Source organism: Marinicauda salina, assembly GCF_003122085.1.
Taxonomy (GTDB): Bacteria; Pseudomonadota; Alphaproteobacteria; order Caulobacterales; family Maricaulaceae; genus Maricicauda_A; species Maricicauda_A salina.
This window is the reverse complement of record NZ_QEXV01000003.1, coordinates 265,960-278,978: the sequence shown is the minus strand read 5'-3', so window position 1 is coordinate 278,978 and position 13,019 is coordinate 265,960. Positions and strand designations below refer to the sequence as shown.

The 13,019-nt window shown below is 69.1% G+C and carries 15 protein-coding genes; 9 read left to right on the top strand and 6 right to left on the bottom strand.

Features of this window, described 5'->3' with window-relative positions; genetic code table 11:
• Positions 1-13 precede the first annotated feature (13 nt).
• Positions 14-1,027 (top strand): fumarylacetoacetate hydrolase family protein, encoded by a 1,014-nt coding sequence (locus tag DDZ18_RS06815; protein ID WP_109252621.1) that lies wholly within the window; start codon positions 14-16, stop codon positions 1,025-1,027.
• Positions 1,028-1,033: 6 nt separating this feature from the next.
• On the opposite strand, the gene hspQ is transcribed toward DDZ18_RS06815, so the two are convergent.
• On the bottom strand, positions 1,034-1,366 hold the full coding sequence (gene hspQ, locus DDZ18_RS06810; protein WP_109252620.1) for a heat shock protein HspQ: 333 nt from the start codon (positions 1,364-1,366) through the stop codon (positions 1,034-1,036).
• A gap of 197 nt (positions 1,367-1,563) precedes the next feature.
• Between hspQ and DDZ18_RS06805 the strand changes: the two genes are divergently transcribed.
• From DDZ18_RS06805 to DDZ18_RS14210, 3 genes are read left to right on the top strand one after another with little or no spacing between them, the layout of a single operon-like run.
• Positions 1,564-2,664, top strand: coding sequence for a Ppx/GppA phosphatase family protein (locus DDZ18_RS06805; protein WP_109252619.1), 1,101 nt, complete (start codon positions 1,564-1,566; stop codon positions 2,662-2,664).
• Complete coding sequence (locus DDZ18_RS06800; RefSeq protein ID WP_109252618.1) at positions 2,661-3,419, top strand: RlmE family RNA methyltransferase; 759 nt, start codon at positions 2,661-2,663, stop codon at positions 3,417-3,419. The genes DDZ18_RS06805 and DDZ18_RS06800 overlap by 4 nt, the downstream gene beginning before the upstream one ends.
• A 57-nt stretch (positions 3,420-3,476) precedes the next feature.
• Positions 3,477-3,599 (top strand): hypothetical protein, encoded by a 123-nt coding sequence (locus tag DDZ18_RS14210; RefSeq protein ID WP_269845061.1) that lies wholly within the window; start codon positions 3,477-3,479, stop codon positions 3,597-3,599.
• Positions 3,600-3,630: 31 nt separating this feature from the next.
• On the opposite strand, the gene DDZ18_RS06795 is transcribed toward DDZ18_RS14210, so the two are convergent.
• A complete protein-coding gene (locus DDZ18_RS06795) occupies positions 3,631-4,503 on the bottom strand; it encodes an MBL fold metallo-hydrolase (RefSeq protein ID WP_109252617.1) in 873 nt (290 codons plus the stop codon).
• A gap of 139 nt (positions 4,504-4,642) precedes the next feature.
• On the opposite strand from DDZ18_RS06795, the gene DDZ18_RS06790 reads away from it, so the two are divergent.
• The 5 genes from DDZ18_RS06790 to DDZ18_RS06770 all read left to right on the top strand — a co-directional run bounded on the left by DDZ18_RS06790 (position 4,643) and on the right by DDZ18_RS06770 (position 9,363).
• On the top strand, positions 4,643-5,437 hold the full coding sequence (locus DDZ18_RS06790; RefSeq protein WP_109252616.1) for a sulfite exporter TauE/SafE family protein: 795 nt from the start codon (positions 4,643-4,645) through the stop codon (positions 5,435-5,437).
• Positions 5,438-5,508: 71 nt separating this feature from the next.
• Positions 5,509-6,984 (top strand): IMP dehydrogenase, encoded by a 1,476-nt coding sequence (gene guaB / locus DDZ18_RS06785; protein WP_109252615.1) that lies wholly within the window; start codon positions 5,509-5,511, stop codon positions 6,982-6,984.
• 39 nt (positions 6,985-7,023) lie between these two features.
• On the top strand, positions 7,024-7,455 hold the full coding sequence (locus DDZ18_RS06780) for an MAPEG family protein (RefSeq protein ID WP_109252614.1): 432 nt from the start codon (positions 7,024-7,026) through the stop codon (positions 7,453-7,455).
• Between the two features lie 3 nt (positions 7,456-7,458).
• On the top strand, positions 7,459-8,772 hold the full coding sequence (locus DDZ18_RS06775; protein WP_109252613.1) for an RsmB/NOP family class I SAM-dependent RNA methyltransferase: 1,314 nt from the start codon (positions 7,459-7,461) through the stop codon (positions 8,770-8,772).
• A gap of 318 nt (positions 8,773-9,090) precedes the next feature.
• Positions 9,091-9,363 carry a DUF2442 domain-containing protein gene (locus DDZ18_RS06770; RefSeq protein WP_233245744.1) on the top strand — a complete coding sequence of 91 codons (273 nt, stop codon included), beginning with the start codon at positions 9,091-9,093 and terminating at the stop codon, positions 9,361-9,363.
• Positions 9,364-9,366: 3 nt separating this feature from the next.
• Here the strand turns inward: DDZ18_RS06770 and DDZ18_RS06765 are convergent, their stop codons facing one another.
• The 4 genes from DDZ18_RS06765 to DDZ18_RS06750 all read right to left on the bottom strand — a co-directional run bounded on the left by DDZ18_RS06765 (position 9,367) and on the right by DDZ18_RS06750 (position 12,956).
• On the bottom strand, positions 9,367-10,089 hold the full coding sequence (locus tag DDZ18_RS06765; RefSeq protein ID WP_109252612.1) for a sterol desaturase family protein: 723 nt from the start codon (positions 10,087-10,089) through the stop codon (positions 9,367-9,369).
• A 105-nt stretch (positions 10,090-10,194) separates the two neighbouring features.
• The gene (locus DDZ18_RS06760; RefSeq protein WP_158272089.1) at positions 10,195-11,313 is read right to left on the bottom strand and encodes a serine hydrolase domain-containing protein; all 1,119 of its coding nucleotides are present in this window, start codon (positions 11,311-11,313) and stop codon (positions 10,195-10,197) included.
• Between the two features lie 22 nt (positions 11,314-11,335).
• The gene (locus DDZ18_RS06755) at positions 11,336-12,166 is read right to left on the bottom strand and encodes a sulfotransferase family protein (RefSeq protein WP_109252610.1); all 831 of its coding nucleotides are present in this window, start codon (positions 12,164-12,166) and stop codon (positions 11,336-11,338) included.
• A complete protein-coding gene (locus DDZ18_RS06750) occupies positions 12,159-12,956 on the bottom strand; it encodes a sulfotransferase family protein (RefSeq protein ID WP_109252609.1) in 798 nt (265 codons plus the stop codon). Before DDZ18_RS06750 ends, DDZ18_RS06755 begins: the two co-directional genes overlap by 8 nt.
• Positions 12,957-13,019 lie beyond the last annotated feature (63 nt).

Below are 13,019 nucleotides of genomic sequence, written 5' to 3'. Positions count from 1 at the left end.
CGGAGCGCCGCTGATGAAACTCGCCAGCCTCAAGAACGACACTCGCGACGGCCGTCTCGTCGTGGTCTCGAAGGATCTCGCCTGGTGCGCCGACGCGAGCCATGTCGCGCCGACGCTGCAGGCCGCGCTCGACGACTGGGAGCGCGCCGAGCCGGCGCTGCGCACGCTGGCCGACGAGCTCGAGCGCGAGGCGATCCCGCGCGAGCGCTTTCACGAGCATGAGGCGCTCTCGCCGCTGCCGCGCGCCTATCAATGGGCCGACGGCTCGGCTTACGTGAACCACGTCGAACTGGTGCGGAAGGCGCGCGGCGCCGAGCTGCCCGACAGCTTCTGGGAAGACCCGCTGATGTACCAGGGCGGCTCGGACTCCTTCCTCGCCCCGCGCGATCCCATTCCGCTGGCCGATGACTCCTGGGGCTGCGACTTCGAGGCCGAGGTCGCCGTGATCACCGGCGACGGCCCGCAGGGCCTGACGCCGGAAGAGGCCAAGTCGAAGATCCGGCTGATCATGATCGTCAACGACGTGAGCCTGCGCGGCCTCATCCCCGCCGAGCTGGCCAAGGGCTTCGGCTTCTTCCAGTCCAAGCCGCCCAGCGCGTTCTCGCCTGTGGCGGTCACGCCCGACGAGCTCGGCGAGGCCTGGGACGGGGGCAAGATCCACCTGCCGCTGCGCTCGACGCTCAACGGCGAACGCTTCGGCGAGCCCGACTGCCATGTCGACATGACGTTCGACTTCCCCCGCCTGGTGAGCCACGTCGCAAAGAGCCGGCCGCTGACGGCGGGCACGATCGTCGGCTCGGGCACGGTGTCGAACAAGCTCGACGACGGGCCGGGCAAGCCGGTCAGCGAAGGCGGGAAGGGCTATTCCTGCATCGCCGAAATCCGAATGATCGAAACGATTTACGACGGCGAGCCGAAAACCCGCTTCATGACGCCGGGCGACACCATCCGCATCGAGATGACCGACGCCGAGGGCAGGTCGATCTTCGGCGCGATCGAGCAGGACGTGGTGCGCTACGAGCGCTGAGGGCGCTCAGTTCGCCTTGCCGGACGCCTCGGCCTTGAGCACGTAGCGCGCGCCGTCGAAGCCCTCGAACAGCTCCTTCGCGCCGGGATGGCCGACCGCGCCGTTGTGCGCGTCGGGCACGAGGTTCTGCTCCGAGACGTAGGCCGTGTAGTAGGTCTCCTCGTTCTCGGCGAGCACGTGGTAGAAGGGCTGGTCCTTGCGCGGGCGGATCTCGGGCGGGATCGCCAGCCACCATTCCTCGGTGTTCGCGAACTCGGGGTCGACGTCGAAGACGATCCCGCGAAACGGGAACATGCGGTGTCTGACGACATCGCCGATCGCGAATTTCGCTTCGCGCATGTCAGGCGTTGCGCTTTCCATACCGTCCAACATAGCTCGGCGCCGACAGCGCTCCAGCGGCGCGGGCCGCTTTCGCGCATCGCCCATCATGCTATCATTTCGACAACAGGACGTTTCCGCCCGCGACGGCGCGGGGCCGCGCCGGCTCCGAAGGCCGCGCGACGCGCCGCTCGACGGGCAGAACAGGAAGGTGATTCATGGCGAAGGACGCCGCCGGGGACGGCCCGGCGCGCCCGCGTCCCGGCCGCAACCGCCGCGGAGCGGGCGGTCCGCTCTACGGGGCCATCGACCTCGGGACGAACAATTGCCGCATGCTGGTGGCGAAGCGGACCCATCGCGGGTTCCGCGTCGTGGACGCCTATTCACGCATCGTCCGGCTGGGCGAGGGGATGGGCGCGAGCGGCCGCCTCTCCGACGCGGCGATGGACCGGGCGCTGGCGGCGCTCACCGCCTGCGCCAACCGGCTCGAGCGCCGGAAGGTCGCCCATGTCCGCGCCATCGCGACCGAGGCCTGCCGGGCGGCGTCGAACGCCGATGTCTTCCTTGACCGCGTGCGCGCGGAGACCGGCCTCGAACTCGAGCCGATCACGCCGGAGGAGGAGGCCCGCCTGGCCGTCCAGGGCAGTCTCGACCTGCTCGACGAGGCGATGGACGCGGCGATCGTGGTCGATATCGGCGGCGGGTCGACGGAGCTGTGCTGGGTCGATCTCGCCGAGTGGCGCGCGCGCGGCGGCTTCCAGCAGGGCGGGCGTCCGCCGCTGCGGGGATGGATGACGATGCCGGTCGGCGTCGTCAGCCTGTCCGAGCGCTTCCCGGAGCCCGACGAGAATCGGGCCGAGTGGTACGAGCACATGAAGGTCTATGTGAACGAGCAGATGAACGCGCCGCGCGGGGCGCGGCGGCTGCGCCCGCTTTTCGAGGACGGCCGCGCCCACATGGTCGGGACGTCGGGCACGGTCACGTCGGTCGCCGGCGTGCATCTCGAGCTCGAGCGCTATGACCGCTCCCGCGTCGACGGGCTGTGGATGAGCGCCGAAGAGGCGCGCGCGGCCTGCGCCCGCCTGGCGGCCAAGGACGCCGCCGGCCGCGCCGAGGAGGGCTGCATCGGAACCGAGCGCGCCGATCTCGTGCTCGCCGGCAGCGCGATCCTCGAATCGGTGATGGACGCCTGGCCGTGCGAGCGCCTCCGCGTCGGCGATCGCGGCCTGCGCGAGGGCATGCTGCTCAACCTGATGCGGCCGAAGCGCCGGCGCGGGCGCCGGCGGGGGCGCAAGCGTGGCGGCGGAGGCGACGCATGAGCGACGAGGGCGGAGACGATCGCCGCCGGCGCCGGCGCTCGGGGCCGGTCTCGAAGGGCGGCGACAAGCGCGCGGCCAAGCAGCTGCACACCCGGGTGAAGACCGCGCGCGGACGCAAGCTGTCGTCCAAGCGCTGGCTCGAGCGGCAGCTGAACGACCCGTATGTCCGGCGCGCCAAGATGGAGGGCTACCGCTCCCGCGCCGCCTACAAGCTCGCCGAGATCGACGATCGCTTCCGCATTCTCAAGCCCGGAGCGGCCGTGGTCGATCTCGGCGCGGCGCCGGGCGGCTGGGTGCAGGTCGCGCTCAAGCGCGGCGCGGCGAGCGTGGTCGGCGTCGATCTGCTCGAGATCGAGCCGATCCCCGGCGCGGTCCTGCTGCAGGACGACTTCACCGAGCCGGGCGCGCCCGATCGCGTCAGCGAGGCATTGGGCGGTCCGGCCGATGTGGTTCTCTCCGACCTCGCGCCCTGGACGACCGGGCACAAGCAGACCGATCACCTGAGAATCATGGCACTGGTGGAGGCGGCGGCGGATTTCGCCATGTCCACCCTGCGCCCCGGCGGCGCCTTCGTGGCGAAGGTGTTCCAGGGCGGCGCCGAGCAATCCCTGCTCGACGAGCTGAAGCAGCGTTTCGAGACCGTCCGCCACTACAAGCCCGAGGCCAGCCGGTCCGAAAGCGCCGAGACCTATCTGGTCGCGATCGGTTTCCGCGGTTCCGGAAAGGCGGTTGAAACCGACTCACCGCGGCCTTAGGGAAATTTTTTCGTCGCTGCGCGTTAATGGGCCGATGTGACGCACGGAGCATCCGTAATGGATGACGGTGAACATCACGACGAGGGGTTCGTTCGTCCGCACAGCATACGCTGGGGCGTGATCGCATTGATGATCGCGCTGTTCTTCGCGATCGCCGCCGCCTACGCCGCGATCAGCTGAGGTCGCGACGCGGGCGGCCTCCCGGGCCGGCTCAGCCGTCGACGAGCGTGACCGGAATGCGCAGGAAACGCCGGCCCTCGCCGTCGGCGGGCGGCAGCGCGCCTGCGCGGATATTGGTCTGGATCGACGGCAGGAGCAGCTTCGGCGCCGACAGCGTCGAATCGCGCGTTTCGCGCATCTTCACGAACGCCTCTTCCGTAACGCCCTCGTGGACGTGGATGTTGTTCTCGCGCTCCTCGGCCACGGTCGTCTCCCACGCATAGCTGTCGCGGGTGTCCGTCTTGTAGTCGTGGCACATGAAGAGCTTCGTCTCGCCCGGCAGCGAGAGCAGCTTCTGGATGGAGCGGAACAGCGTGCGCGCGTCGCCGCCCGGGAAATCGGCGCGCGCGGTGCCGAAGTCGGGCATGAACAGCGTGTCGCCGACGAACACGTTCGAGCCGATCTTGTAGCTGATGCAGGCCGGCGTGTGGCCGGGCGTGGCGATCACCTCGGCCTCGAGGCCGCCGATCTCGAACGTCTCGCCGTCCTTGAACAGGCGGTCGAATTCGGCGCCCTCGCCGGACACGTCGTCGGCGCCGAAGACCGGCCGGAAGATCGTCTGCACCTCGGAGATCCGCTCGCCGATCCCGACCGGCGCGCCGGTCTTCTCCTTGATGTAGGGCGCGCCGCTGAGATGGTCGGCGTGAGCATGGGTCTCCAGCACCCACTGGATGCTGAGCCCCTGTTTCTCGGCGGCGTCGAGAATCGCCTGCGCGGAGTCGGCCGAGGCCTTCCCGCTCGCCGGGTCGTAGTCGAGCACCGGATCGATCACGGCCGCATCGGCGGTTTCCGGGTCCCAGACGAGATAGCTCACCGTGTTGGTCGGCTCGTCGAAGAAGGCCTGGATGGACGGTTCTCGGGACATGACTGACTGCCTCGTTCCTGGCGTTCGCGTTTCTCGTTGACCAATGTATTAGTGAAAACTAATTTAGCAACACCTGATGAAGCGCCGCGTCGCTGCGCCGCATCCCGCGCCGCGGGTCCATCCTAGACGAGGAGCCGTCATGTTCGAGGCCTCGCTTATCGCAAGCCTGCTGTCGGGCGCCGTGGTCGGGCTCGTGCTCGGCCTGATCGGCGGCGGCGGTTCGATTCTCGCGGTGCCGCTGCTCGTCTATGTCGTGGGGATGGACGACCCGCACGCCGCGATCGGCACCTCGGCCTTCGCCGTGGCTGTCAGCGCGGCGTTCAACCTCGTGTTCCACGCCCGGGCGGGCACGGTGAAATGGCGCTGCGCGCTGGTCTTCGCCGCGTTCGGCGTCGTCGGCGCGGCGCTGGGCTCGACGCTCGGAAAGATCACCGAAGGCCAGCTTCTGCTCACCCTGTTCGGCCTGATCATGATCGCGGTCGGCGCGGCGATGCTGCGCCGGCAGGCCGGCGGCGAGGACGCCGAGGTGAAGCTCACGCGCGACAGCGCCGCCCGGCTGCTGCCCCGGCTCGGCGCCAGCGGCACGCTGGTCGGCGCGCTGTCGGGCTTCTTCGGCATCGGCGGCGGATTCCTCGTGGTGCCCGGCCTGATCGCGGCGACGGCGATGCCGCTGCTCAACTCGATCGGCTCCTCTCTGGTCGCCGTGACCGCGTTCGGCGCCACTACGGCGGCGAACTATGCGCTCGCGGGATGGGTCGACTGGCCCGTGGCCGGCCTGTTCATCGCGGGCGGATTCGCCGGCGGTCTGCTGGGCGCCTGGCTGGCGCGGGTTCTCGGCGGGCGGCGGAACGCGCTGAAATACCTGTTTTCGGCCGTGGTCATCGGCTTCGGCCTGTTCATCGCGATCCGCGGCGCGCTCGTCCTGTTCGCCTGACCGCTACGCGGTCTTGCCAGCCGGAGCGATCCCGACTAAAGCGGCCCCGCAAGAGAGATGGAGGTCTCCCGATGGAGATTCGCGAAGGGCTCACCTTCGACGACGTGCTCTTGCAACCCGGCCCGTCCGAAGTCCTGCCCGCAACCGCAGACGTCCGCACCCGCCTGACCGGTTCGATCGGTTTGAACATCCCGATCCTGTCGGCGGCGATGGACACCGTCACCGAGGCGCCGCTGGCGATCGCGATGGCCCAGGCCGGCGGCGTGGGCGTCATCCACCGCAACTTCACCAATGAGGGCCAGGCCGAAGAGGTCCGGCGGGTGAAGCGCTACGAGAGCGGCATGGTGGTCAATCCGATCACCATCCATCCCGAGGCGAGCCTCGCCGAGCTGCGCGCCCTGATGGACCATCACAGGATCTCCGGCATCCCCGTCGTCGAGGGCGGCTCGGAGGGCCAGCCCGGCAAGCTCGTCGGCATCATCACGAATCGCGACGTCCGGTTCGCCGACGACATGAACGCGACCGTCGCCAGCCTGATGACCCGCGAGGGGCTGGTCACCGTCAAACCCCATATCGACCAGGCCGAGGCCCGGCGCCTGCTGCATCGCCACCGCATCGAGCGCCTGCTGGTCGTCGACGACGCCGGCCGCTGCGTCGGCCTGATGACGGTCAAGGACATGGAGAAGGCCCAGGCCCATCCGAACGCGGCCAAGGACGAACAGGGCCGCCTGCGCGTCGCCGCGGCGACCACCGTGGGCGATGCGGGCTTCGAGCGCGCCGAGCACCTCATCGACGCCGGCGTCGACGTCGTCGTCATCGACACCGCTCACGGCATGTCGAAATCCGTCGTCGACCAGGTCGCCCGCATCAAGCGCGCCTCGAACAAGACCCAGGTCGTCGCCGGCAACGTCGCCACCCATGACGGCGCCAAGGCGCTGTTCGACGTCGGCGCGGATTGCGTGAAGGTCGGCATCGGGCCGGGCTCGATCTGCACCACGCGCGTCGTCGCCGGCGTCGGCGTGCCCCAGCTCACCGCCATCATGGATTGCCGCAAGGCCGCCGACGAGAGCGGCGGCTCGATCATCGCCGACGGCGGAATCAAGTTCTCCGGCGATATCGCCAAGGCGATCGCCGCCGGCGCCGATTGCGTGATGATGGGCTCGATGCTCGCCGGCGCCGAGGAGGCCCCCGGCGAGGTCTTTCTCTACCAGGGCCGCTCCTACAAGGCCTATCGCGGCATGGGCAGCGTCGGCGCGATGGCCCGCGGCTCGGCCGATCGCTACTTCCAGAAGGAAGTCACCGACCGGATGAAGCTGGTGCCCGAGGGCATCGAGGGTCAGGTCGCCTACAAGGGGCCGGTCTCGCCGATCCTCCACCAGATGGTCGGCGGCCTGCGCGCGGCGATGGGCTATACCGGCGCGGCGACGATCAAGGACTTCCAGAAGAAGGCGGTTTTCGTGAGGATCACGAACGCCGGGCTTCGCGAAAGCCACGTCCACGACGTGGCGATCACGCGCGAGGCGCCGAACTATCCGACGCCGCAGTAACCCGCTGCGGCGCGCTCAGGGGCCGCCGGGGAGGGCGACATGGACTATCTGGAGACCTATCCGCTGCTTGCGCCGATGTTCGCGCAGGCGCTGTTCTACTTCATCCTGTCCTTCATGACGGTGCGGGCGCGCGCCGGCGCGCTCGGCTCGGGCGCGGTGAAGGAGGAGGACGTCGCGCTGGGCCAGCTGAATTACCCGAAGAAGGTCCAGCAGCTCTCCAACACGCTCAACAACCAGTACGAGTCGCCGACCTACTTCTTCGTCGCGGCGATCCTCGGCATGGCGCTGGCCGTCCAGGACATGTGGATGATCGCGGCGGCCTGGGTCTTCATCGCCTCGCGCATCGTGCACGCCTTCGTCTATCTCACGACGAACCGCATCCGGACGCGCTTCATGATGTACTTCGTCGGCTTCCTGGCGATCCTGGTGATGTGGGCGAGGCTCGCCGTCGCCGTCTTCGGCGGAGGCTAGCCCATGAAGGACGGCGGCCGCGTCGCGGCGGCGATCGAGGTCGTCGACGCCGTCCTCGACCGACACCAGCCGGTCAAGACCGCGCTGCGAGACTGGGGCAAGGCCCACCGCTTCGCCGGCTCGAAGGACCGCGCCTGGATCTCCGGACTGGCGCTGGATGCGCTCCGTCGGCGCGCCTCGGCGCGTTTCGTCATGAGCGAGGATGCGCCGCGCGCGCTGGTGCTGGGCGCGCTTCATCTCGCCTGGGGCCTGTCGGTCGACGAGATCGAGGCGATGTTCGCCGATGACGAGCACGCCCCGGAGCCCATGAGCGCGGCCGAGCGCGCCGGCCTCGCCCGGCCGGTGGAGAACGCGCCGCTCCACGTGCTCGCCGAGATCCCCGACTGGCTCGAGCAGAGCTTCAGCCGCGCCTTCGGCGAGGACGCCGCCCTGGAGGGCCGGGCGATGGCCGCCCGCGCGCCCGTCGATCTCCGCGTCAATCGCCTCAAGACCGACCCCGACAAGGCGCTCGCCGCCGTCGTCGCCAAACTCAAGGACGCCCGCGCCAGCGAGCTGGTCAAATCCGCCATCCGCATTCCCGAAACCGATCCGCGGGCCAAGGCGCCGCCGGCCGATTCCATCCCCGCCTACGGCAAGGGCTGGGTCGAGGTGCAGGATCTCGGCAGCCAGATCGCCGCGCTGGCCGCGGCGACCGGCGAGGCCGGCCAGGTGCTCGACTACTGCGCTGGGGCCGGCGGCAAGACGCTCGCGCTCGCCGCGATGATGGGAAACGCCGGGCAGGTCTACGCCTGGGACAGGGACTGGCGTCGGCTGCGCGCGATCTGGCCGAGGCTCAAGCGCGCCGGCGTGCGCGACGTGCAGGTCCGCGACGGGGCGGAAGCCGAGGCGCTCTCCGATCTCGAGCGCAAGATGGACGTCGTCTTCGTCGACGCGCCGTGCACCGGCTCGGGCACCTGGCGAAGGCGGCCGGATTCGAAATGGCGCCTGAAGTCCGACGCCCTCTACAAGCGCATCAAGGAACAACAGGAAGTTCTTGAAAATGCGTCGAAATACGTGAAGGCGGGCGGCCGCCTCGTCTATGTCACCTGCTCGGTTCTGCCCGAGGAGAACGAGGACCGCATCACCGACTTCCTGCAGCTCCATCCCGAGTTCGAACCGGTTTCGGCGATCGAGGCGATCCAGGCCTCCGGCGAGCTCACCGACGAGGGCGAGATCCAGGTCGGCGCCTGCGAGGGCCGCCACGGCGCGCTCCAGCTCACCCCGGCGCGCACCGGCACGGACGGGTTTTACGTGTGCGTGATGGAGAAGGGGGGTTAGTCGAGGAGTTTCAGCGTTCCTCGCTCCCGAACGCTAGCCTTGACCGTCTACATCTCTCGGCCGCGACGTTCTCGGCGAGCCGGCCATCACTCAATCTCGGGTAAGAGCCGATATCGCGGAAATACTGTTCACCGCGCTCAGCGCATTCGCGAAGGCTCGGTAATCCATCGGCTTCGCTAGAGGGTGGTGCGCCACAATTTGATAGGATCGGAATAGCGGAGAGAATTATGAAATATGATGTGCGCATTGTGTCTGCTCGCATAGGTGATCTCGCATAGAGTAGGCGAATTGAGCTTTCGACAAAAATTGAAGGCATCGATGCTGATTAAGGTGCTCGACGTCCAGCCGGCCGGTTCCCACAAGCTGCGCCTGACCTTCTCCGATGGGTCGCGCGGCGTCGCCGATTTGTCGGACCTGCTCGCGCGCGGCGGGACGATGGTGGAGCCGCTTCGCGATCCGGACTACTTCGCCCGTGTCTTCCTCGAGGCCGGCGCGCCGACCTGGCCCAACGGATTCGATCTGGCGCCCTGGGCGCTGCACGACCGGCTGAAGCGGTCGGGCGCGCTGGAGGCAGCGGGTCATCCGGCCTGACGCCTACTCCCCCACGTCGCGCATCAGCAGCATGTCGCGGACGCGGTACTCGTTCGGCTCGGAGAAGCCGCACGCGACCGGCGCGCCGGTCGGATTGCACCAGGTTCCGAACAGCATGTCGAAGATCGGCAGGCCGTAATTGTTCCGGTGAGCGCCGCGCTCGTGGTGGATGCGGTGCATCTCCGGGCGCTGGAGGAAGAAGCCCAACCAGTAGGGCGTGCGCATGTCGGCGTGGGCGATCAGGTTGAACACCGAGACGTAGAAGAAGGCCAGACCGGTCGCCCAGGCCGACGCGCCGAGGATCCAGTAGGCCACGACGGCGTTCAGGAAGGCGGCCGCGAAGCTGTCGAGCGGATGGACGTAGAAGGCCGTCAGCGTCTCGACGCGCGACGGGCTGTGATGGAGCTGATGCACCATCCGCCAGATCGTGTCGGAGGCGTGCATGAGCCGGTGCCACCAGTAGGTGACGAATCCGGCGGTCAGGAAGACGGCGAAACTCGTCCCGATCACGCCGAAGCGGGGCGGAAGCGTGACGAGGCTGTTGGCGTCGATCCAGCCGCTGAAGATGACGCCGGCGGTCAGCACCACGACGATATTGAGGATGTTGATCGCGCCCGCGAACAGCCGCCAGCGCTTGTCGCAGCTCGCCCCCGACGCGGGCGCGATCACCTCGCGCGTGAAGAGCAAGACGAACAGGCCGAAGGTCAGCAGGTAGACGAAAACCATCGATCAGCCCTCCGCTTGCGTGTCTAGCCGATCGCGCGGAGATTGTCTCCATTTGCGGCGGGCCGCAGCGAGCGGTCTCGATCCCTGCGTGACGGAGAAACGCGCCTAATCCGGCGCGGGGCAATCCTCGACGAAGGCTTCCCGAAGCACGCCGCGCGCGGCGCGGAGCGCGTCGACGCCTGCCTCCTCGCCGGTGCTGCTGACGAAATACAGGAACACGCCGTCGACGAGCCGGTCCCAGTAGTACGAGAAGAACACCCCGTCCGAGCCGGCATGGCTCATCTGGCGGGCCTCGCCCGTACCGTCGTCTCGGAAGAACCATCCATAGCCCTCCGCGACGCCGTCCTCGAACGGCGCGGCCGGCGTGCGGAGTCGTTCGACCACCGGATCGGGCAGCGCGCCCCGGCCCTGCAGCACGCGCCGCCAGCGATGCATGTCCTCGGTCGAGGCCTGCATGCCGCCATTGCCCTTGAGGTTCCACCAGGTGTCGCCGAGCGCGGCGATGCGATCGGAGATGACGCCCTGGTCCCGGCCGTCGAGATAGCCGTGCGCAAGGCGGGCGCGGTCGGATTCGTCGAAATGGTAGCCGGTATCCGCCAGTCCGTTGGGCTCCAGGATCTCGGTTTCGAGGAACGTCTCGAGGTCCTCGCCCGAGACGGTCTCGACCAGCGCGGCGAGGACGCTGTAGCCCGCATTGGAGTAGGCGGTGTCGGTCCCCGGCTCGAACAGGAGCGGTCCGGACAGGCAATCGCCGAAAAGGCTCGCCCGGCTCGCCGCGTCGAAGTCGCGGCCGCAATACTCCGGAAGCCCCCCGCTGTGCGTCAACAGCTGGTGAATGGTCACGTCGGCCACCGGCCCGTCGGCTGAATCGATATGGGCCCCGATCGGGTCGTCGAGCGCGATCGCGCCGCGATCGGCGAGCAGCAGGACGGCGGTGGCGGTGAACTGCTTCGTCAGCGACCCGATCTGGGCGATCGTGTCGGGTGTAAAGGGCGTTTCGCCGTCGCGCTCGGCGAGGCCATAGCCGCGGCTCAGGATCACTTCGCCTTCGACCTCGACGATCACCGCGCCGGCATGGCCGTCGGCGCCGAAACCGGTCATCACGTCATCGATTTCCGCGACGGCCGATTCCACGCTGCAGGCCGACAGGTCGGCCTGCGCCTGGGCGGCTGCGCCTGAAACGGCCCAGAACGCGGTCGCGGTGATGGCTGCAATCCGGATCATGCCTTCGTCTCCCGGAGCCAGCCTAGCAGCCCGGCGGCGCAGCTCGATGTTGAATCCCGTCGACGTCGCTCGCATAGCCAAGCGCGCGCAGCGCCGCCGCGACCGGCGCCAGGCCGCCGGCGCGCGCGGTCAGCGCCGCAGGCCCTCGTCCCGTCCGCTTCGTCGTGATCGGCTGGCGCAGCAGCGGCAGGCTGTCCCGCTCCGCCCCGACCAGCTCCATCTCGCGCGGCGGCGCGGCGAGCATCTCTTCGCGCATCGGCGCGCCGATGAAGCCGGTCAGCCGCTTCAGCGCGCGGCGGGGGCGGCGCACGAGATCCTCGTAGCGCACGCGCAGGATCCGGTCGGCGACGATCGCGGTTTCGGCTTCCAGGCCCCGGCGGACGAACTCGGCCCAGTAGAGCAGGGCGCGATCGGGATCGCTCACGTGAGGGAAGCGCCGGCCGTGGCCGTCGCGCCAGTCGCGCTCGAGCAGGGAGGCGGCGACGTCGCGCCCGTCTCGAACGACATGAACGAACTTCGCCTCGGGAAGGAGCCGGGCCAGCTCGGTGAAGGCGACGACATTGACGCTGGTCTTTTCGCACACGATGCGGGCCCCTTCCGGCGTCAGGAGACCCGCCAGCAGCTCCGCCATCTGTGTTCGAACCGCTTCCGCGGACAGACCGAAATCGCGCGCGTGCAGCCCGCCGAGCCGGTCGGCGAAGTCTCGCCATTGCATGCAGACGCCTGGTGCGATCCCGCTGTCCGAACCGCAATGGATGTCGGGATGCGCGTCGAGGAGGCGGCGCAGCAGCGTCAGGCCGGACCGCGGACATCCGCCGAGGAAGACAAGCTGCGCCGGCGCAGGCTCATTCATAGCCGAGGCGGTCCAGCGCCGGCGCAATGACAGCCTCGACCGTTCGCAGCTGATCGCGCGTCAGATCACGTCGCCAGCGACCGACCGAAGCCGTGTCGAGGGGCTGGCTGACGCGCGCGGCGCTGGTCTCGTTCTGGCCGGCGGCCGGGTCGAAGACGCGTGCATGGTCGAGCGCCGCCGCATCGAAGGGTTCGCCGAGACGGTTGAACAGCGCCTCGAGCGCGTCCCCGGGCGAGGCGACGAGACCTTCGTAGCGGACGACGTGCAGGCGCGGATCGCGGGCCATCGCTTCGCTGGCTTCGACGCTTCGAAGCCAGAGCCGCGCCGCGGCGGCCGGATCGACGACGATGTCCATCGGCCGGCCGGTGCGCGCGTCCATCCAGTCGCAATCGAGGAGTGAGGCGACCACGTCGCGGCCGTCGCGCACGACGGCGACCAGCGGGCTCTCCGGGAAGAGCTGTCGCAAGGTCGGGAAATGCAGCACGTTCGCCGGCGTCTTCTCCGCGACGCGGCGCGAGGGGTCGCCGCCGCCCGCGCCGTCCAGGAAACCGGAGATGGTCTCGGCGAACAGATCGTCCATCCGTTGGGGCGTCAGCCCCGCCTGGCGCTGGAGGACAGGCAGCGCGCTCGCCCGGATCTGACCGGCCAGGTGGCACAGGGCGGGGATGACGCGCAGCTCCGGTCCGCACCGGACGCGTCCCGAGGCGTTGAGCATCGCCCGCACCAGCGTCGTGCCCGAGCGGGGCGCGCCGCCGATGAAGATCGGCGCCTGCGAGGCCGAAACACCCATGCCGCTTCCTTCGCGATTCCCGGCGCGAGGATGCGGGGGTTTCGCATGACGCGCGGATTGCCG